A 19284-nucleotide genomic window follows, 5' to 3' on the forward strand; every position below is an offset into this window, starting at 1 on the left:
CGAGTTGTCTGTGTGACAGTAGTAGGCTCGCGCCGTTTGTTGACGGATAACACCGCCTGCCGTGGGCGGGGTTGAGCAGGGGGAGGCCATGCGCTTTCGCGGGAAGTCCATCCGCCGGAAGATCGTGGCGTTGTTGATGGTGCCGCTCGTCTCCCTGACGGCTCTCTGGGGCTTCGCCACCGTACTGACCGGCCGTGAGGCGGACCAGCTTCTCGATGTCGGCTCGGTGGTCGACCAGGTCGGTCACCCGGTCGGGGACGCACTCGAGGTCATCCAGAAGGAGCGCCGACAGACGCTCGTCTACCTGGCGGACCGCCGTGCTTCCGACGCGCTGCCCACGCTCCGCGAGAGGCGCGCGGCCACCGATGCCGCCGTGGCCAGGATCAAGGAGAACGCGGAGAAGAAGGAAGTCCGCGAGGACATGCGGCCCGACGGCCGCTCCAGGCTCAACTCTCTGCTGGAAGGGCTCGACGGCCTCGCGGCCCTGCGCCGCTCCGTGGAGGCGGGCACCGTCTCGCGCGCCCAGGCCCTGGAGTTCTACAACCGGATCGTCGACCCCGGCTTCCGCTTCCTGACCAGCCTGCACGCCCTCAACGACGTCGGCATGGAACGTCAGGGGCGCGCCCTCGTCGGCCTCGTCCGCGCCATGGAGATGCTGTCCCGCGAGGACGCGCTCATCGCCTCCGCCCTGACGACGGGCAAGGTCAGCGCCGACGAGATCCGCAAGCTCTCCGTCTTCGTGGCCAACCGCGAGCTGTACTACGACATCAACCTCGAGGTCCTGCCCGCGCAGGAACGCGGGATCTACGAGCAGTACTGGCGAAGCCCCGAGACCGCGGCCCTGCGCGACGCCGAGGAACGCCTCATCGCCGGCGGACCGCTGGACAAGGTCAGTGCGGCCGAGGCCGCCGACTGGCAGTCGGCCGCCACCCCCGTACTCGACGAACTCGCCCGTGAGTCCGACGCCGCCGGGGCGCGCTACCAGGACCGTGTCGACCCGGCCGCGTACAGCGTCTTCGTCCGCGCGGGCATCGCCGGCGTCCTGGGCTTCCTCGCCCTCCTGGTGTCGGTGATCGTCTCCGTGCGCATCGGCCGCGACCTCGTCCGCGCCCTGTCGCGGCTGCGCAAGGAGGCCCACGAGGTCTCGGGCGTCCGCCTGCCGAGCGTGATGCGCAGACTGGCGGCCGGTGAACACGTCGACGTCGAGACCGAGGCCCCGCGCCTCGAATACGACAAGGACGAGATCGGCCAGGCCGGCCAGGCGCTCAACACCCTCCAGCGTGCGGCCGTCGAGGCCGCGGTACGCCAGGCCGACATGCGGCGCGGCGTCTCCGAGGTGTTCGTCAACCTCGCCCGCCGCAACCAGGTGCTTCTGCACCGCCAGCTCACGCTCCTCGACACCATGGAGCGCCGCACCGAGGACACCGAGGAACTCGCGGACCTGTTCCGCCTGGACCACCTCACGACCCGTATGCGCCGGCACGCCGAGGGTCTGGTCATCCTCTCCGGTGCCGCGCCGTCCCGGCAGTGGCGCAAGCCGATCCAGCTCATGGACGTCGTCCGCGCGGCGGTCGCCGAGGTCGAGGACTACGAGCGCATCGAGGTGCGCCGGCTGCCCCGCATCGGCGTCGGCGGCCCGGCGGTCGCCGACCTCACTCATCTCATCGCCGAACTCCTGGAGAACGCCACGGTGTTCTCCCCGCCGCACACCGGCGTCCAGGTGCACGGCGAGCGTGTCGCCAACGGCTTCACACTCGAAATCCACGACCGCGGACTCGGTATGGCCCCCGAGGTTCTCCTCGACGCCAACCTCCGGCTCGCCGAGACGCCCGAGTTCGAGCTCTCCGACACCGACCGCCTCGGCCTGTTCGTCGTCAGCCGGCTCGCCCAGCGCCAGAACGTACGGGTGTCCCTCCAGCCGTCGCCGTACGGCGGGACGACCGCCATCGTCTTCATCCCGGCGGCGCTGCTCACGGACGCCCCCGAGACACAGGGCACCGGCTTCCGGCTCGACCGCAAGAGCGAGAGCGCGGCGGGCCGGCGCGGCAGTGACGGCAAACTGTCGGCGCTCTCCGGCCCGGGCCGGGCGAACGGCTCGGCACTGCTCGACGGTCCCGTCGAACTGGAGGGTCCGGTCGACCCGTTGGGCTTCGACGGCCGACCCGCGGAACGGGACTCCGGCACCATCGCCGACATCGGCGACTCCGAGAGCGAGCGCGGCGGCATCTTCCGGGCGAGGTCACGCGGACGCCGGCGCCCGGTCCCCGAGGAACAGCATCAACAGGCGCTGGAGCCGGCGCCGGAACGGACGGTGGGACCCGTGTCGCTTCCCCGCCGCAAACCGCCGACCCTGGTCACCGACCACGGGCGCCGGGTCGACGAACCGGGTCGCTCGCACCCCGCCCCGGCCCCCGAGCCGGCGCGCACCGAACCGACTTCCGCGCCCGCCCACGAACTCCGTCCGGCATCCCCCGGACCGTGGTCCTCGCCCGGGCCGCCGGACGGGCCGCCGGACGCCGGGCTGATCGACGGCCTGCCGCGCCGGGTGCGCCAGGCGAGCCTCGCCCCGCAGCTCAGGGAGGGGTCGGGGCAGAGCCCCGCACCCGACGTGCGCGATGATGTCGAACGAGACGCGGAACAAGTACGCAACCGCATGGCTTCCATGCAACGAGGCTGGCAACGCGGCCGCCTCCAGAACGCAGACGAGGCCGACGAAGCCGGGCAGACCGCCGGTACCGGCCGGCCGGCACCACGAGACACATCGGAGGGGGACGGTCGATGACCGCACCGCACACCGCAGCAGACGCCGTGGGCGGCCGCCCGGTCGCCAAGGGTTCCGGCGAGCTCAACTGGCTTCTCGACGAGCTGGTGGACCGCGTCGGCAGCATCCGCAAGGCACTTGTGCTCTCCGGCGACGGCCTGGCGACCGGCACCTCGGGAGAGCTGACCCGGGAGGACAGCGAGCATCTGGCCGCCGTCGCCTCGGGATTTCACAGCCTCGCCAAGGGAGTCGGCCGCCACTTCGACGCCGGCAAGGTCCGCCAGACCGTGGTGGAGCTGGATGAGGCCTTCCTCTTCGTCACCGCCGCCGGTGACGGCAGCTGTCTGGCCGTCCTCGCCGACGCCGACTCTGACGTGGGCCTCGTGGCGTACGAGATGACCCTGATGGTCAAGCGGGTCGGAGTGCACCTCGCCACCGCGCCACGGTCCGGTCCGGCCGCCGGGGGGTGAGCGTCCGGCATGAGTGACTCGACTCATAACGCCCAGCACCCTCACCACTACTTCGACGCCGAAGCGGGCCCCGTGGTCCGCCCGTACGCCATGACACGGGGCCGCACCAGCAGCGCGACCCGCCACCGGCTCGACCTGATCGCCCTGGTCGTCCCCGAGCCGGCGGCGGACCACCCCGGCCAGGACCAGTCCCTGTCCCCGGAACATGTCGAGATCGTCGAGCGCTGCGGAGACATGCCGCAGTCGATCGCCGAGCTCGCCGCCACCCTGGATCTCCCCGTCGGGGTGGTCCGGGTGCTGGTCGGCGACCTCGTCGAGGACGCACTCGTACATGTGACCCGTCCCGTTCCGCCGGCCGAACTGCCGGACGTGAGTATTCTCCGCGAGGTGATCAATGGTCTTCGGGCGCTCTAGCCGCCGGGAGCCTCCCGTCGAGCCGGTGACACTCAAGATCCTCGTCGCCGGTGGATTCGGCGTCGGCAAGACGACCCTGGTGGGGGCGGTCAGTGAGATCAGACCGCTGCGCACCGAGGAGACGCTGAGCGAGGCGGGCCGGCCCGTGGACGACATCGCGGGCGTCGAGTCCAAGACCACCACCACGGTCGCCATGGACTTCGGCCGCATCACGCTCCGCGAGGACCTGGTGCTCTATCTCTTCGGCACGCCGGGCCAGGACCGCTTCTGGTTTCTGTGGGACGAGCTGGCCCAGGGTGCTCTCGGCGCGGTCGTGCTCGCCGACACCCGCAGGCTGGAGGACTCCTTCGCCGCCATCGACTACTTCGAACGCCGTGGCATCCCCTTCACGGTGGGCGTCAACTGCTTCGAGGGCGCGGGCCGTTTCCCCGGCGAGACCGTACGGGCCGCACTCGACCTCGATCCCGAGGTGCCCCTGATGATGTGCGACGCCCGCGACCGCGAGTCGGTCAAGATGGTGCTCGTGGCGGTGGTGGAACACGCACTGGCCCGCGTCGACCGGCAGCGCGAGCACGCCACCACCTGACCTGCGCAGCGGCCGCGGCACGTCCCCCAGGCAGAAGCACGGCCCGTACCCCCACCGACTGGGGTACGGGCCGTGGGCTTGTGCGCGGCCGCGGAGCGGCTCGCGGCAGCCGGGGCCTCAGGACCGGCCGCCGTCCTCCTCCCAGCCGAAGCTCCGCTCCACCGCCTTGCGCCAGTTCGCGTACTCACGTTCGCGAGCCGACGCCTCCATCCGCGGCGACCACTCCACATCGCGCTGCCAGTGGGTCTTCAGCTCGTCGAGGTCCGCCCAGACGCCGGTGGCGAGACCGGCCGCGTAGGCGGCACCCAGGCACGTGGTCTCGGACACCTTCGGCCGGATCACCGGCACGCCCAGGACGTCTGCCTGATGCTGCATCAGCAGATTGTTCGCGGTCATGCCGCCGTCCACCTTCAGCGTCGTGATCTGCACCCCGGAGTCCTGGTACATCGCGTCCACGACCTCACGCGTCTGCCAGCTGGTCGCCTCCAGCACCGCGCGCGCCAGATGTGCCTTGGTGACATACCGCGTCAGACCGGTGATCACGCCACGGGCGTCGGAGCGCCAGTACGGGGCGAAGAGGCCGGAGAAGGCGGGCACGATGTAGGCCCCGCCGTTGTCGTCCACGCTCGCCGCCAGCGTCTCGATCTCGTCGGCGCTGCGGATGATGCCCAGTTGGTCGCGGAACCACTGCACCAGCGCGCCCGTGATCGCGATCGAGCCCTCCAGGCAGTACACCGGGTTCTCGTCACCGATCTTGTAGCCCAGGGTGGTGATGAGCCCGCTCTTGGACGGCACGGGACGGTTGCCGGTGTTCAGCAGCAGGAAGCTGCCGGTGCCGTAGGTGTTCTTGGCCGTTCCCGTGTCGTAGCAGGCCTGGCCGAAGATCGCGGCCTGTTGGTCGCCGAGCGCGGAGGCGACCGGCACCCCGGCCAGCTGGCCGACCGCGGTCCCGTAGACCTCCGAGGACGACCGGATCTCCGGCAGGACGGACTCGGGCACGTTCATGGCCGCGAGGATCGAGCTGTCCCACTGGAGGGTCTGGAGGTTCATCAGCATGGTGCGGGACGCGTTGGTCACGTCCGTGGCGTGGACGCCGCCCTCCGTACCGCCGGTGAGGTTCCAGATCAGCCAGGAGTCGATGGTGCCGAAGGCGATCTCGCCGCGCTCGGCGCGGCCGCGCAGCCCGGGCACATTGTCCAGCAGCCAGGCTGCCTTGGGGCCGGAGAAGTAGCTGGCGAGCGGCAGCCCGGTCGCGTCCCGGAAGCGGTCCTGGCCGTCCGTGCCGCCCAGTTCGTTGCACAGGGCGGCGGTACGGGTGTCCTGCCACACGATCGCGTTGTGCACCGGCTTGCCGGTGGCCCGGTCCCACAGGACCGTCGTCTCGCGCTGATTGGTGATGCCGAGAGCGCTGAGCTGGTCGGCCCGCAGCCCGGCCTTGGCGATCGCACCCGCGACGACCGCCTGCACCTTGGACCAGATCTCGGTCGCGTCGTGCTCCACCCAGCCCGGCTTGGGGAAGATCTGACGGTGTTCGCGCTGGTCGACGGCGACGATGGCGCCGTCCTGGTTGAAGATGATGCAGCGGCTGGACGTGGTGCCCTGGTCGATTGCGGCGACGAACCTGTCCGTCATGACGTCCCCTTGTCGATGCGGCTTGTCGTGCGGCTTGTCGATGTGGCCCGGGAGGCCTAGAAGGCTGCGTTGAAGATGAGGCCGGCCAACAGCCCGCCGATCACCGGGCCGACCACCGGCACCCAGGCGTAACCCCAGTCGGACGTGCCCTTGTTGGGGATCGGCAGGACGGCGTGGGTCAGCCGGGGCCCCAGGTCGCGCGCGGGGTTGATGGCGTAGCCGGTCGGCCCGCCGAGCGAGAGACCGATGCCGACGACCAGCAGGGACACCAGCAGGATCGAGATGCCGGACCCGTAGATGCCCGCGTCCTGCCCGGGGATCTGGCCGATGCCGATGCCGTCGTTCTTGCCGAAGGCGAGGATCGGCAGCACCAGCGCGACGGTCGCGATGACCTCGGTCATGGTGTTGGCGACCGGGCTGCGGACCTCGGGGCCGGTCGAGAAGATCCCGAGCGTCGGCTGGGCCCTGTCCTCCTCGGCGTTGGCCCGGAACTGCGCGAAGTAGACGAGGTAGGCCAGGACGGCTCCGAGGATCGCGCCGACCATCTGCGCCAGGATGTACAGCGGAACCTTGCCCCACTCCCCGGTGTCGACGGCCACGCCGAGCGTCACCGCGGGGTTGAGGTGCCCACCCGACAGCGGGGCGGCGGTGTACGCACCCGCCAGCACTCCGAAACCCCAGCCGAAGGCGATGACGATCCAGCCGGCTGCCCTGGCCTTGGAGTGGTGGAGGGTGACGGCGGCGCAGACGCCCGCGCCGAACAGGATGAGTATCGCGGTGCCGATGACCTCACCGAGGAATATGTCCCCATTGCTCATGGCGGCTCCTAAGCCCTCGCCCGGGGCCCGGCCCCGGTCCTCCGTGCAGGGTGCGTGCCATGGACTTTCATGGCTGGGGGAGCCGGAGGCAGGGAGATCTCGCCCCCGCCCGGCGTCCGTGACGAGCGTGGTGAGCGTGCCGAAATGCGGCGATGCCGACGAACAGGCAGTGTTCACCGACCGTGTTGGGGCGTCAAGGTGGTGAGCAGCAACGGCCGCTCCCGGGCAGGAAATTGACGCCTCTCCGGGATACGTACAGCGCCTCAGCGGACGGCGACGACCGCCGATCCGTGCCCGAACAGCCCCTGGTTCGCGGTGATTCCGGTACGCGCCCCGGGCACCTGGCGCTGCCCGGCCGTGCCCCTCAACTGCCAGGTCAACTCACAGATCTGGGCGATGGCCTGGGCGGGCACCGCCTCGCCGAAGGACGCGAGCCCGCCGCTGACGTTCACCGGGACGCGTCCGCCGAGCGCCGTCGCCCCCTCCCGTACGAGCTTGGCGCCCTCACCGGCGCCGCACAGCCCGATGTCCTCGTACCACTCCAGCTCCAGGGCCGTGGAGAGGTCGTACACCTCGGCCAGCGACAGGTCCTCGGGCCCGATGCCCGCCTCCTCGTACGCCGCCGCGGCGATGGACGCCCGGAACGAGTCCGGCGACGGCTCCACCGCGGTGGCCGAGTCGGTCGCGATGTCGGGCAGATCCAGCACCGTCCTCGGGTAGGTCGGGGTGACCGTGGAGACCGCACGGATACGAACGGGATCCGCCGCTCCGTTCCGGCGCGCGAAGTCCATGCTCGACAGCACCAGCGCGGCCGCGCCGTCCGACGTCGCGCAGATGTCCAGCAGCCGCAGCGGATCGGCGACCACGGGGGAGGCGGCCACCTCTTCGACCGAAACGGCCTTGCGGTAACGGGCGTTGGGGTTGAGCGCCCCCGCCGCGGCGTTCTTGACCTTGACCAGGGCGAAGTCCTCCGGGGTGTCGCCGTGCACGGCGATGCGCCGCCGGGCGTAGAGCCCGAAGTAGGCGGGGTTGGTCGCGCCGAGCACCCGGAAGCGCAGCCAGTCCGGGTCGTCGGGACGATCGCCGCCGGCGGGTGCGAAGAAGCCCTTGGGGGCCGAGTCCGCGCCCACCACCAGCACGACGTCGGCCATGCCCGCGAGGATCTGCGTACGGGCCGCTTCGACGGCCTGCGCTCCCGAGGCGCAGGCAGCGTAAACACTGGTCACACGGACTCCCTGCCAGCCCAGGGCCTGCGCGAAGGTCGCCCCCGCCACATAGCCGGGATAGCCGCAGCGCACGCTGTTCGCGCCGATCACCGAGCGGATCTGCGACCAGGCGATCCCGGCGTCGGCGAGGGCGGCTCTGGCGGCCACCGTCCCGTAGTGCACGAAGCTGCGTCCCCACTTGCCCCAGGGATGCATGCCGGCCCCGAGGACCGCCACATCGTCGGTCATGACGACACCGCCACGGGCCGCCAGTGCCAGGTCGCCAACGCCCTGTCCGTCCCCGCGCCCCCGTCGAGCACACCGGGCACGACCTCGACCTCCATGCCGACCGCGAGATCCGCGACGGAGACCCCCGGCGGGGTCTGTCCGAGCACGACCATGCGCTCGGCGGCGAGTTCGACGGCGACGAGGGTGTAGGGCTCCCACTCCGTCCCGGGATCGGAGACGTACGGCGCGGGCGGCCGGTAGCGGCCGTCGGTGTACGACCACACCCGTCCCCGCTTGGAGAGAGGCACCTCCGCCAACTCCTCGCCCGAGCAGGCGGGGTTGCGGCAGAAGGCGTCCTCGCGGGGGAAGAAGACCGACGAGCACGCCGTGCACCGGGTGCCGAGCAGCCGGAAGTCCTCCTCACCGCTGTCGTGCGTGAACCATCCGGCGACCACGGGCGTGCGCGTCAAGGGTCCTCCCCGGCACGGCAATCTGACGGAACGTCAGAAGTGTGCCACGGCTACCGGTTCTCGGCGAGCCACTTGGCGGCGGTCTCGGCCAGCTCCGCGTCCCGGCCGGCCAGCATCATCCTGATCATCTGGACGTCCCCGCGCAGCGACCAGGCGGGATGTCCGAACGTGGCCGGGTTGTTCTTCTCAATGAAGAAATGCGCCGGCCAGGCCGTGCCGTAGCCGATGAGCGGCAGCGCCGCCGCATATCGCTTCCGTCCGCGGGCCAGCCCGTAGGCGCTCACCGCCAGTCCGGTGAGCGTCCCGGTCAGATGCACCCACCGGGTCGCAGCCCTGGAGTGCATCGCGACGTAGTAGGGCCAGAATTCCTCGTACGAGTCAAAGGTCTGCTCTGCCATGTCCGCACCGTAATCCCTGGGAGGAGAACCGGAAACGGCTCCCGTGCGTCGGATAGCAGTGAACGGACCGGCCGGAGCCTACGGGGGTGGTCCCGGCCGGTCCGTTCGCCCGGCGCCCGCGCGGCAGGGTCCAGCGCCCGGAAGGGTTCAGCACCCGGACGGTTCAGCGTCCGGACGGGCCGGTCGCTCAGTGACCGGCGACCGACCTCCGGGCGACGGGGAAGTCGAAATAGGTGTCCGGGAAAGGCTCGGGCTTATAGGTGAAGTGCCACCATTCCTCGGCCAGGTTCACAAAGCCGAGACCGCTCAGTGTCGACGTCAGCAGTTGCCGGTTCGCTCGCTGCGTGCCCTGAATGCGCGGGTCCTCGGTGTGCGACAGCGTGTCGAAGCAGTCGAAACCGGTCCCCATGTCCACGGAACTGTCCGGGAATCGCTCGGACGCCGGGGCATAGCAGGGGACCAGGGGCTCGCCAGGTACATAAGGCCTGGTGGGGCGCGCCGGAAGCTTCACGACGGTGAGATCGACCGTACTGCCGCGACTGTGCCCGGACTTCTCGGCGATATAGCCGTCCTCGAACAGCCTCGACTTGTCGACGTGGGGATAGAACTCCTCTTTCATCGCCTCGTCGTCCAGATCCTTCGCCCATTCCACGAAGTGGTCGACCGCCCGCTGGGGCCGGTAACAGTCGTACACCTTCAGCGAATAGCCCCGGCGCAGGAGTTGCCGCTGCGCCCGGTGCAGGGCCTTCGCGGCCGGCCGTGTGAGGATGCACAGCGGCTGCTTGTAGCCGTCGATCCGCTCGCCCACGAAATTGTGCGCGGTGGTGTAGCGCATCTCCTGAATGATCGTCGGATCCACCGACCGCAGGGCCACGAACTCCTTCGGGGCCGTGGGCTCCGGGTCGGCCTGTGCGGCGGGATCGGTGGCGGCGGCGAGGGAGACGAGGGCGGCACCGGTCGCGAACAGGGTGCGGAGAACGGAAGCGCGTCGTGTCATGGGCACACCGTCTATCAGTTCCGGCCCGTGCGGGAAAGGTGATCGGATACAGTCCGCGCGTGCCCAAGGACTCCTACTGCGGCAACTGCGGTGCGCCGTACGGCCCCGCCACCGGCTGGCCCCGCACCTGCCCCGCCTGCGGAGACACCGCCTACCGCAATCCGCTCCCCGTGGCGGTCGCCCTGCTCCCGGTCCGGGACGCGGGCGGAACGGGACTGGTCGTCATCACCCGGACCGTCGAACCCCGGCGCGGCGGGATCGCGCTGCCCGGCGGATTCATCGACTTCGGCGAGGACTGGCAACAGGCGGTCGTCCGTGAACTGCGGGAGGAGACGGGCATCGACGCGACCCGCGACGAGGTACGCCTGGCGGACGCCATGAGCGCCCCCGGGGGCCATCTGCTGCTGTTCGGCATGCTGCCGGAGCGTGCGGCGGCGGACCTCCCACCGTCGGAGGCGACCGACGAGACGGAGGGCTGGCATGTGCTGCGCACCCCGGCGAAGTTGGCATTCCCCCTGCACACGACGGCGGCGAAGAATTGGTTCGGCGGCGTCTACGGCTGACCGAGCGCTCGGGCTGATCCGGTCCGGCTGATCCGCACGACCCGGGCGGGCGGGCGCTACAACCGCGCAGTGCACGTGCGGACCCTGAGCCGGCCGATCCGCGCCCCCGCTCCGAGGCGGGGCACCCGACCGCACCGACCGGCATACGCCCCGGTGGTACCGCTCGCGTGCGGATCCGCGCCGCCCGACCGATGCCCGGCGCCGGGTGCCCGCGTGTGGACCACGCTGCGCCGGCCGAGCCTCGTCCGGTCGTACAGAACCCGTGCGGACCTGCCCCCGGCCCTACGCCCCGGCCACGAGCGCGCTCCCCACCATCGGCCCGCCGCGGCCCCCGCTGCCCACGTCCGCACCCGCCCCCTACCCCTTCGCCCCCAGCCCCCTCACCCGTACCCGCCACCTCGGTGGACCTGAGCCGTCCGCATTGATCTGCTTCACCACCACCCGGCCGTCCACCAGCCGGGTCGTGTAACGCTCCACCTCCGTGGGCTCGAAGCCGTCGCCGGTGTCCGGGACCACCAGGCCACCGCCCCGGCGTCCCGCCGCGGGAGCCCACACCTCCAGCTCCGTACTGCCGTCCGCACCCCGTACCGGAATCACCGAGCCGCCCCGCGCCAGGACCGGGACGCGCGACAGCGGAGCGTCCACGAGCACCTGCCCGGGGCCGTCGTACGCCCGGCCGGTCGCCGTGTCGTACCAGCGGCCGCGCGGCAACCGCACCGCACGCCGGTCGGCACCCCGCTCCAGCACCGGAGCGACGAGCAGCGCGTCGCCCAGCAGGAACGTGTCCTCGCAGTCGCGCAGCGTCCTGTCCTCGGGGGAGTCCCACCACACGGGCCGCACATACGGTGCCCCCGTCAGCCGTGCCAACTGCGCGAGCGTGACGAAGTACGGCTGCAGCCGCTCACGTTCCTCCAGCGCCGCCTTCGCGTGGGCGAGGACGGCAGGCCCGAACTCCCACGGCTCCCGGCGCCCCGCGTCGATCGCCGCATGCGTACGGAACAGCGGCAGATACGCGCCCAGCTGGAACCAGCGCAGATACAGCTCGGGCGAGGGGACGCCGTCGAAACCGCCGACGTCCGGCCCCGAGTACGGCACCCCGCACAGGCCGAGTCCCAGCACCAGCGAGAGCGAAGCGCGCAGCCCCGGCCACCCGGTGGAGACGTCGCCGGACCAGGTCCCGCCGTACCTCTGCATCCCGGCCCAGCCGGAGCGGGAGAAGAGGAACGGCCGTTCCGCGGGGCGCAGCCGCCGCAGACCCTCGTATCCGGCGCGGGCCATGGTGAGCCCGTACAGGTTGTGGGCCTGCCAGTGGTCGCCGCCCTGCCCGTCGAGCGCGTGCCGGGCCGACCGCGGCAGGGTCATGTCGCCGAAGGGGGTGAAGGAGACCGGTTCGTTCATGTCGTGCCACACCCCCGAGAAGCCCTGCGCCAGGCGCTCCTCGTACAGCTCGCCCCACCAGCGCCGAGCCACAGGATCGGTGAAGTCGGGATAGACGCAGTCACCGGGCCAGACCACTCCGTGCACCTCGTGGCCCTGGCGGTCCTTGACGAACGCCCCCGCCGCCAGCCCGCTGTCGTACACCGCGTTCCCCGGCTCGGCCTTCACCGCGGGATCGACGATCGAGACGAGCCGTACCCCGTCCTCGCGCAGGTCCTTCGCCATCCCCGGCAGATCGGGGAACCGTGCGCGGTCGACGGTGAAGACCTGGCGGGCGTCGTAGTGGTCGATGTCGAGGTGGATCGCCGACAGGGGCAGATCCCGTTCCCGGTAGCCCGCCGCGATCCGCCGCACCTCCCGCTCACTGCCGAAACCCCAGCGGGCGTGCTGCGGGCCGAGCGCCCACGAGGGCGGCACGGCTGGTGCCCCCGTGAGGCGGGCCCAGCAGCTCAGCACACGGGCGGGCGTGCCGACCGCGACCCAGCAGCGCAGCGGACCACCGTCCATCCGCACCTCGCTGATGCCCGGCCGGTCGTGCCCGGAGCCCGCGCCCTCCTCGCCCTCGCGCAGCGTGACGCGGCCGTCCCAGGAGTTGTCGTGGAACGCCAGATGCGTGCCCGCGTCCGCCACGACCAGCTGCACCGGCATGGTGATGTAGAGCGGATCGTCGTCGGGGCCGAAGGAACCCCGTGGGTCGGTGTTCCACAGACGGTAGGTGCCGTCCCGCAGCCGCGGACCCGACGCCCGGCCGCCGAGCCCGAAGAAGCGGGCGTCCGCCGCCACTTCGGTCCGCTGCACCCAGCGCGCGGGCCCGCCGTGCACCGGCTCCCACCAGCGCGGCGGAAGATCGCGGCGCAGGACCACGCCCCCGGGGGTGCGGATCTCCACCGCCCCGTTCCTGGACACCTCGACCTTCAGGCGCTCCGACACCACCCGCCAGCCGCCGTCCTTGTCGGGCTCCAGCGAGGCCCTCGGATCCGGCTCGGGCGGCGCTCCGTCCAACGCGTACGACGGTTCTGGTTCCGCGCCGTCCCATCCCCAGAAGACGGCACCGCCGGCGGTGACGCAGATCCGCAGCTCGGAACGGGCGAACCGGACGATCCCGCCTCCCGGCAGCGGCTCCGCGCCGGCCACCGGACCGGGCACCCTCGCACGCTCCGCACCCCTCGCCGGCAGTTCCCGCGCGTCGGTACGCCGTTGCCGCCAGGCCGAACGCACCGCGCGCAACCCCTGCACCGTTCCGAAGTTCCGCACCGAGCGCACCAGATCACGACCATCCATGCAGCTCAGCCTGCCATCCGGCCGGGCGTACGGGAGGTTTGTTCAACTCCCGTTCACCCATGGTGGGACCACATATTCCCCGGCCCGACCATGGGTGGGGAGCCCTGGTGCGAAAGACGATCACATGGCATCGTCCGTGTCAGCGCGTCACGCGCCCACCCCGCACGTGCGCGTGACCACGCCGACACCGCGTAGAGCCAGCCGGGAGCCGCCTCATGACCTCAGCAGCGAACCCTGCCCCCCTGTGGCAGCCGGACTCCGACCGTATCGCCGCCGCGCGGATCACCCGCTTCCAGAGCTGGGCCGCCGAGCATCACGGAGCCCCGGCGCAGGGCGGATACGCGGCGCTGCACCGCTGGTCGGTCGACGAGCTCGAAACGTTCTGGCGCGCGATCGCCGACTGGTTCGACGTCCGGTTCTCCGCCCCCTACGAGCGCGTGCTCGCCGATCCGGCCATGCCCGGCGCCCAGTGGTTCCCCGGCGCCATGCTCAACTACGCGGAACACGCCCTGCGGGCCGCCGAGGAACGCCCCCACGATCCGGCCCTGCTCCATGTGGACGAAACACATGAGCCGACTCCGGTGAGCTGGGCCGAGCTGCGGCGCCAGGTGGGCGCCCTGGCCGCCGAACTGCGCGCACTCGGCGTGCGCCCCGGCGACCGGATCAGCGGCTACCTCCCCAACATCCCGCAGGCCGTCACCGCACTGCTGGCCACCGCCGCCGTCGGCGCCGTGTGGACCTCCTGCGCCCCCGACTTCGGTGCCCGCAGCGTGCTCGACCGCTTCCAGCAGGTCGAGCCCGTCGTCCTGTTCACCGTCGACGGCTACCGCTACGGCGGCAAGGAGCACGACCGCAGGGAGACCGTCGCCGAACTGCGCGCCGAACTCCCCACGCTGCGGGCCGTGGTCCACATCCCCCTCCTCGGCACCGAGGCGCCCGACGGCGCGCTCGACTGGTCCGCCGTCACCTCCGGCGACACCGAGCCCGCGTTCGAGCCGGTCCCCTTCGACCACCCGCTGTGGGTGCTGTACTCCTCCGGCACCACCGGCCTGCCCAAGGCCATCGTCCAGTCCCAGGGCGGCATCCTGCTGGAGCACCTCAAGCAGCTGGGACTGCACTGCGACCTCGGCCCGAAGGACCGGTTCTTCTGGTACACCTCCACCGGCTGGATGATGTGGAACTTCCTCGTCTCCGGCCTGCTCACCGGCACGACGGTGATCCTGTACGACGGCAGCCCCGGTTATCCGAACACCGGAGCGCAGTGGGGCATCGCCGAACGCACCGAGGCCACGTTCTTCGGAACCTCCGCCGCGTACGTCATGGCCTGCCGCAAGGCCGGCGTCCACCCGTCCCGCGACCATGATCTGTCCCGGATCGCCTGCGTCGCCACCACCGGATCCCCGCTCCCGCCGGACGGCTTCCGCTGGCTGCACGACGAGGTGGCGGACGACCTCTGGATCGCCTCCGTCAGCGGCGGCACCGACGTCTGCAGTTGCTTCGCGGGCGCCGTGCCCACCCTGCCCGTCCACATCGGCGAGCTCCAGGCCGCCTGCCTCGGCACCGACCTCCAGTCCTGGGACCCGCAGGGCAAGCCGGTCATCGGCGAGGTCGGCGAACTGGTCGTCACCAACCCGATGCCGTCGATGCCCATCCGCTTCTGGAACGACCCCGACGGAAGCCGCTACCGGGACAGCTACTTCGAGATGTTCCCCGGCGCCTGGCGACACGGTGACTGGATCACCATCACCGACCGCGGCTCCGTGGTCATCCACGGCCGGTCCGACTCCACCCTGAACCGTCAGGGAGTACGCATGGGGTCCGCCGACATCTACGAGGCGGTCGAGCGCCTCCCGGAAATCCGCGAATCGCTGATCATCGGTCTGGAGGAGCCCGACGGCGGCTACTGGATGCCGCTGTTCGTCCACCTCGCCGACGGCGCCACGCTCGACGACGACCTGCGCGCCCGCATCACGCGGACGATCCGCGAGCAGCTCTCCCCGCGGCACGTCCCCGACGACATCATCGAGGTGCCCGGTGTCCCGCACACCCTGACAGGCAAGCGCATCGAGGTCCCCGTCAAACGTCTGCTCCAGGGCACGGCCCTCGCCAAGGCGGTCAATCCCGGCTCGGTCGACAACCTGGAACTGCTCAGGTTCTACGAGGAACTCGCCCGCAGCCGTCCGTAACCGCCACCGCCTCCTGTCCGGCCTCGGAATCGACCCCATCCCGGCGACAACCGAGGCCGGACGCCTGCACCGGCGCCTGTCGCGGTGGTCTGCCCCGGCGTTGTCAGTGCCGCCCATTACGGTGAGTCACGACCAGTCGACAACCGTCAGGGGGAGAAATGGCGCACGACAAGGCAGCCCGCCGACAGGCCGGGCGATCGAGGCGCAAGGGCAGTCGCACCGGGCCCAGGGCCGCAGGGGACCGCCCCACGACCGACACCACCCTCAGGCGCGCGCTGCGCCGCGAAGTCGCCGGCACCGTCGGGGTGCTGACCGACGCCTACGACTTCGAGGCGATGCGCGGGTACCGCACCTTCCCGTTCGACGACCACCGCGACTACCTCCAGCAGATCGACGGGCTGCTCAAGTCACTCGCCGGCCGTCAACTGCACACCACCGTCGCCCTGTTCGACCCGGAGGATTTCGCGGAGTACTGCTCCGAGCACGACCTCGACCCCGACACACCCACCAGCCGCAGCAGCTACACCGCGGCGATCACCACCCGCGGCAGCACCGTCAGCTATACCGGCCAGCCACTCGACCGCCTGTTGCCCGAGCTCATCGACACGGCGGTCCGCCAGGCCACCTGGGAGTACGCGACCCTGCTCCTCGCCGACCTCGGCGACTGCGCCGACTGCGGCCAGGACGTCGGCCGGGCAGCCTTCGACCGCGCCTCCCGACTGCTGATGCGCCTGCTCGAAGGGGCCGGAGCGGGCAGACACCACCTCGTGTGCAGCGTCCCCGCCCGGGACGAACAGCTCCTCGCCGTCCTGCACGCGGAAGGCAACGCGACCACGGCAGCATCAGCCGCCGAACTGGACGCCGCCGAGGCCGCCGAGTTCGTCACCGTCCTCGCGACCGCCGTCGCCCTGGAAAGCCCAGGGGGACTGGTGCTGCGCACCAGCACACCCGACGCACCGGACCGCCTCCGCGGCTGGCGGCTGCACGAGGGCCGCCTCCTCCCGCTGACCGCGGGCGAGGTGTTCAGCGCCTACTGCACGGACGCGGCCACCGGAGAGCCCCTCTCACCCGAACCAGGCGTGGAGTACTGCGCGGGCTTCCCCGTCACCACCGACGACCCGGAGGCCCACCACTGAACGGCGAAGGGGCTCCCGCCGTCCCCGGCGGGAGCCCCTCGACCGACCTGTCCCCGCGGCTACTCGCCGGAGAGCACCGCCTGCGCGGCCAGACGCGCTTCCTCGGCGGTGTCCGTGGCACGAGCTGCGGCCGCGGCTCGCTCGCACTGCGCGAGCGTGTACTTCGCCAGCGTCGAGCGGACATAGGGGATCGACGCGGCGCCCATGGACAGCGACGTCACCCCCAGACCGGTGAGCACACAGGCGAGCAGCGGATCGGAGGCAGCCTCACCACACACACCACAGCTCTTGCCCTCGGCCCGCGCGGCCTCGGCCGACAGCGACACCAGGTCGAGCAGCGCCGGCTGCCACGGGTCCTGAAGCCGGGACACGGCACCCACCTGACGGTCGGCGGCGAAGGTGTACTGCGCGAGGTCGTTGGTCCCCAGCGACAGGAACTCCACCTCCTGCAGGATCGAGCGCGCCCGCAGAGCGGCAGACGGAATCTCCACCATCGCGCCGAACTTCGCCCGCAGCCCCGCCTCGCGGCACGCGTCCGCGAACGCCTTCGCATCCGTACGGTCCGCCACCATCGGCGCCATGACCTCGAGATACACGGGCAGACCCTCGACCGCCTTCGACAGCGCCGTCAGCTGGGTCCGCAGCACCTCGGGGTGATCCAGCAGGCTGCGCAGTCCGCGCACACCCAGCGCCGGATTCGGCTCGTCCGCCGGCGTCAGGAAGTCGAGCGGCTTGTCCGCGCCCGCGTCCAGCACCCGCACGACCACCCGGCCCTCGGGGAACGCCTCCAGCACCGCGCGGTACGCCTCGACCTGCTTCTCCTCGGACGGCGCCTGCTTGCTGTCGTCCAGGAACAGGAACTCCGTACGGAACAGACCGACGCCCTCGGCACCGGCTTCCACCGCCGCCGGAACATCCGCCGGACCGCCGACATTCGCCAGCAGCGGCACCTTGTGCCCGTCCGATGTGGCACCCGGTCCGGTCGACGCGGACAGAGCAGCCTTCCGCTCGGCTGCCGCGCGCTCCATCTGTGTGCGCTTGTCCCTGCTGGGCTCGACGAAGACCTCACCGGTGCTGCCGTCGACCGCGATGACCGTGCCTTCGGCCAGCTCGCACGCACCGGGCAGCGCCACCACGGCCGGGACACCGAGCGCCCGCGCCAGGATCGCGCTGTGACTGGTCGGCCCGCCCTCCTCGGTGACGAACCCGAGCACCAGCGCCGGGTCGAGCAGCGCCGTGTCCGCCGGCGCGAGGTCCCGGGCGATCAGTACATACGGCTCGTCGCTGTCGGGCACACCGGGCATCGGCACACCGAGCAGTCGCGCCACGATGCGGTTCCGTACGTCGTCCAGGTCGGCCACGCGTCCGGCCAGGTACTCACCGGCACCCGCGAGGAGCGCCCGGTACGAGGCGAACGCGTCGTACACCCCGCGCTCGGCCGTGCTCCCGACAGCGATGCGCCGCTCCACATCGGCCATCAGCTCGGGGTCCTGCGCCATCATGGCCTGCGCCTCGAGCACGTGCTGGGCTTCGCCGCCCGCCAGATTGCCCCGAGCGATCAGGTCTGCGGCCACAGCCTCCACGGCCTTGCGGGCGCGCCCCTGTTCGCGCTCCGCGTCCTGTGCCGGGATCTGCTTCGCCGGCGGCTCCAGGACCGCCGTACCCATGTGCCGTACTTCGCCGATCGCCACCCCGTGGCTCACGCCGACGCCTCGCAGCGTTGTCTCCATTTGACCGTCTCCGATTGGGCGACGGCCTGTGCCGCCGCGTTGGATGTGCAACTCGCCGTCATCACGGCGTCGGCGTCACTGCCAGGTGAAGAGGGTGTCCCCGGACTTCACGTCGCCGTCCTCACGGAGTCCGGAAAGGGAGTCGGCCGTGGCCTCGAGCGCCACGATCGGACAGATGGCGGACTTGCCGGCTTCCTCGACGGCCGCCGGGTTCCAACGCACCACGGGCTGTCCACGGCGAACGGTGTCGCCCTTGTTGACGAGCAGTTCGAAGCCCTCGCCGTTCAGCTGGACGGTGTCGATGCCCAGGTGCGTCAGCACGCCGCGTCCTTCGTCGTCGACGACGACGAAGGCGTGGGGATGGAGGGAGACAACGATGCCGTCGACGGGAGCGACCGCTTCCGAGGGCTCTCGCACGGGATCGATGGCGGTACCCGGACCGACCATGGCACCGGAGAACACCGGGTCCGGCACCGCCGAGAGTCCGATGGCACGTCCGGAAAGAGGGGACGTCACTGTGGTCATGGAGCCTCCAGGGGCGGAGATTCGTTACTGCGCCGTCACTGCTTGTCGAGGACGGCGCACTGTTCAGAAGGGTAAGTCATGAGAAGTCCTAGTTCCGCCTGGGACCTACCAGTTGGCGGACCTAGGGACGCACCGGAAACGATTTGCCTCGCCTCCTGGCGACAGGTACTGTCGTACCCCTGCCTGGCCCCAACGCGACAGTGAGTCGGGGGTCGGCAGCGCCTATCAAGCCGAGATCCTAACTGGTCTAAACCTCTGCATGTCCGCAGGGCGGATGGTCAGGGAGACCGAAAAAGCCTGATACGGTTTGGAAACACCGAAGGGAAGCGCCCGGAGGACCTTGAAGAAGGCCCAAAGGAAGCGTCCGTTCCTTGAGAACTCAACAGCGTGCCAAAAGTCAACGCCAGATATGTTGATACCCCGTCCATCTTCGGATGGCGAGGTTCC

At 70.9% G+C, this 19284-nt stretch carries 16 protein-coding genes; 7 read left to right on the forward strand and 9 right to left on the reverse strand.

Annotation, left to right across the window (positions count from 1 at the left end; genetic code table 11):
- Positions 1-88 precede the first annotated feature (88 nt).
- From ABTX78_RS26175 to ABTX78_RS26190, 4 genes are read left to right on the forward strand one after another with little or no spacing between them, the layout of a single operon-like run.
- On the forward strand, positions 89-2782 hold the full coding sequence (locus ABTX78_RS26175) for a sensor histidine kinase (RefSeq protein WP_352209237.1): 2694 nt from the start codon (positions 89-91) through the stop codon (positions 2780-2782).
- Positions 2779-3231: a roadblock/LC7 domain-containing protein gene (locus ABTX78_RS26180; protein ID WP_352209238.1), complete on the forward strand. Its 453-nt coding sequence runs from the start codon at positions 2779-2781 to the stop codon at positions 3229-3231. Before ABTX78_RS26175 ends, ABTX78_RS26180 begins: the two co-directional genes overlap by 4 nt.
- Before the next feature lie 9 nt (positions 3232-3240).
- Positions 3241-3645: a DUF742 domain-containing protein gene (locus ABTX78_RS26185; protein WP_313947556.1), complete on the forward strand. Its 405-nt coding sequence runs from the start codon at positions 3241-3243 to the stop codon at positions 3643-3645.
- The gene (locus ABTX78_RS26190) at positions 3626-4231 is read left to right on the forward strand and encodes a GTP-binding protein (protein WP_352209239.1); all 606 of its coding nucleotides are present in this window, start codon (positions 3626-3628) and stop codon (positions 4229-4231) included. Before ABTX78_RS26185 ends, ABTX78_RS26190 begins: the two co-directional genes overlap by 20 nt.
- Positions 4232-4348: 117 nt before the next feature.
- Here the strand turns inward: ABTX78_RS26190 and glpK are convergent, their stop codons facing one another.
- From glpK to ABTX78_RS26220, 6 genes are all read right to left on the reverse strand, one after another.
- Positions 4349-5863, reverse strand: coding sequence for a glycerol kinase GlpK (glpK, locus tag ABTX78_RS26195; RefSeq protein WP_352209240.1), 1515 nt, complete (start codon positions 5861-5863; stop codon positions 4349-4351).
- 56 nt (positions 5864-5919) lie between these two features.
- Positions 5920-6681 (reverse strand): MIP/aquaporin family protein, encoded by a 762-nt coding sequence (locus ABTX78_RS26200; protein ID WP_352209241.1) that lies wholly within the window; start codon positions 6679-6681, stop codon positions 5920-5922.
- 263 nt (positions 6682-6944) lie between these two features.
- Positions 6945-8135: a lipid-transfer protein gene (locus tag ABTX78_RS26205; RefSeq protein WP_352209242.1), complete on the reverse strand. Its 1191-nt coding sequence runs from the start codon at positions 8133-8135 to the stop codon at positions 6945-6947.
- Positions 8132-8584, reverse strand: coding sequence for a Zn-ribbon domain-containing OB-fold protein (locus ABTX78_RS26210; protein WP_352209243.1), 453 nt, complete (start codon positions 8582-8584; stop codon positions 8132-8134). Before ABTX78_RS26210 ends, ABTX78_RS26205 begins: the two co-directional genes overlap by 4 nt.
- A 50-nt stretch (positions 8585-8634) precedes the next feature.
- Positions 8635-8982, reverse strand: coding sequence for an Mpo1-like protein (locus ABTX78_RS26215; protein WP_352209244.1), 348 nt, complete (start codon positions 8980-8982; stop codon positions 8635-8637).
- Positions 8983-9169: 187 nt separating this feature from the next.
- Entirely contained in the window at positions 9170-9979 is an 810-nt protein-coding gene (locus ABTX78_RS26220; RefSeq protein ID WP_352209245.1) for a M15 family metallopeptidase, read from the reverse strand.
- A 59-nt stretch (positions 9980-10038) separates the two neighbouring features.
- On the opposite strand from ABTX78_RS26220, the gene ABTX78_RS26225 reads away from it, so the two are divergent.
- Positions 10039-10542 carry an NUDIX domain-containing protein gene (locus ABTX78_RS26225; RefSeq protein WP_352209246.1) on the forward strand — a complete coding sequence of 168 codons (504 nt, stop codon included), beginning with the start codon at positions 10039-10041 and terminating at the stop codon, positions 10540-10542.
- Positions 10543-10899: 357 nt separating this feature from the next.
- On the opposite strand, the gene ABTX78_RS26230 is transcribed toward ABTX78_RS26225, so the two are convergent.
- Complete coding sequence (locus ABTX78_RS26230) at positions 10900-13260, reverse strand: glycoside hydrolase family 31 protein (protein WP_352209247.1); 2361 nt, start codon at positions 13258-13260, stop codon at positions 10900-10902.
- 215 nt (positions 13261-13475) lie between these two features.
- On the opposite strand from ABTX78_RS26230, the gene ABTX78_RS26235 reads away from it, so the two are divergent.
- Positions 13476-15446, forward strand: a complete 1971-nt coding sequence (locus tag ABTX78_RS26235; RefSeq protein WP_352209248.1) for an acetoacetate--CoA ligase — start codon at positions 13476-13478, stop codon at positions 15444-15446.
- A gap of 158 nt (positions 15447-15604) precedes the next feature.
- Positions 15605-16582, forward strand: a complete 978-nt coding sequence (locus ABTX78_RS26240) for a DUF8829 domain-containing protein (protein ID WP_352209249.1) — start codon at positions 15605-15607, stop codon at positions 16580-16582.
- Between the two features lie 59 nt (positions 16583-16641).
- Here the strand turns inward: ABTX78_RS26240 and ptsP are convergent, their stop codons facing one another.
- Together ptsP and ABTX78_RS26250 are read right to left on the reverse strand one after the other, a co-directional pair.
- Positions 16642-18312 carry a phosphoenolpyruvate--protein phosphotransferase gene (gene ptsP / locus ABTX78_RS26245; RefSeq protein ID WP_352209250.1) on the reverse strand — a complete coding sequence of 557 codons (1671 nt, stop codon included), beginning with the start codon at positions 18310-18312 and terminating at the stop codon, positions 16642-16644.
- A gap of 75 nt (positions 18313-18387) precedes the next feature.
- The gene (locus ABTX78_RS26250) at positions 18388-18837 is read right to left on the reverse strand and encodes a PTS sugar transporter subunit IIA (protein WP_352209251.1); all 450 of its coding nucleotides are present in this window, start codon (positions 18835-18837) and stop codon (positions 18388-18390) included.
- Between the last annotated feature and the right edge of the window lie 447 nt (positions 18838-19284).

The sequence above is a fragment of the Streptomyces sp. NPDC096193 genome (assembly GCF_040302905.1).
GTDB lineage: Bacteria > Actinomycetota > Actinomycetes > Streptomycetales > Streptomycetaceae > Streptomyces.

Excerpts from the sequence above, each read along its gene's own strand:
- ABTX78_RS26175 (WP_352209237.1), top strand. The coding sequence starts at position 89 with ATGCGCTTTCGCGGGAAGTCCATCCGCCGGAAGATCGTGGCGTTGTTG.
- ABTX78_RS26180 (WP_352209238.1), top strand. The coding sequence starts at position 2,779 with ATGACCGCACCGCACACCGCAGCAGACGCCGTGGGCGGCCGCCCGGTC.
- ABTX78_RS26185 (WP_313947556.1), top strand. The coding sequence starts at position 3,241 with ATGAGTGACTCGACTCATAACGCCCAGCACCCTCACCACTACTTCGAC.
- ABTX78_RS26190 (WP_352209239.1), top strand. The coding sequence starts at position 3,626 with ATGGTCTTCGGGCGCTCTAGCCGCCGGGAGCCTCCCGTCGAGCCGGTG.
- glpK (WP_352209240.1), bottom strand. The coding sequence starts at position 5,863 with ATGACGGACAGGTTCGTCGCCGCAATCGACCAGGGCACCACGTCCAGC.
- ABTX78_RS26200 (WP_352209241.1), bottom strand. The coding sequence starts at position 6,681 with ATGAGCAATGGGGACATATTCCTCGGTGAGGTCATCGGCACCGCGATA.
- ABTX78_RS26205 (WP_352209242.1), bottom strand. The coding sequence starts at position 8,135 with ATGACCGACGATGTGGCGGTCCTCGGGGCCGGCATGCATCCCTGGGGC.
- ABTX78_RS26215 (WP_352209244.1), bottom strand. The coding sequence starts at position 8,982 with ATGGCAGAGCAGACCTTTGACTCGTACGAGGAATTCTGGCCCTACTAC.
- ABTX78_RS26220 (WP_352209245.1), bottom strand. The coding sequence starts at position 9,979 with ATGACACGACGCGCTTCCGTTCTCCGCACCCTGTTCGCGACCGGTGCC.
- ABTX78_RS26230 (WP_352209247.1), bottom strand. The coding sequence starts at position 13,260 with ATGGATGGTCGTGATCTGGTGCGCTCGGTGCGGAACTTCGGAACGGTG.
- ABTX78_RS26235 (WP_352209248.1), top strand. The coding sequence starts at position 13,476 with ATGACCTCAGCAGCGAACCCTGCCCCCCTGTGGCAGCCGGACTCCGAC.
- ABTX78_RS26240 (WP_352209249.1), top strand. The coding sequence starts at position 15,605 with ATGGCGCACGACAAGGCAGCCCGCCGACAGGCCGGGCGATCGAGGCGC.
- ptsP (WP_352209250.1), bottom strand. The coding sequence starts at position 18,312 with ATGGAGACAACGCTGCGAGGCGTCGGCGTGAGCCACGGGGTGGCGATC.
- ABTX78_RS26250 (WP_352209251.1), bottom strand. The coding sequence starts at position 18,837 with ATGACCACAGTGACGTCCCCTCTTTCCGGACGTGCCATCGGACTCTCG.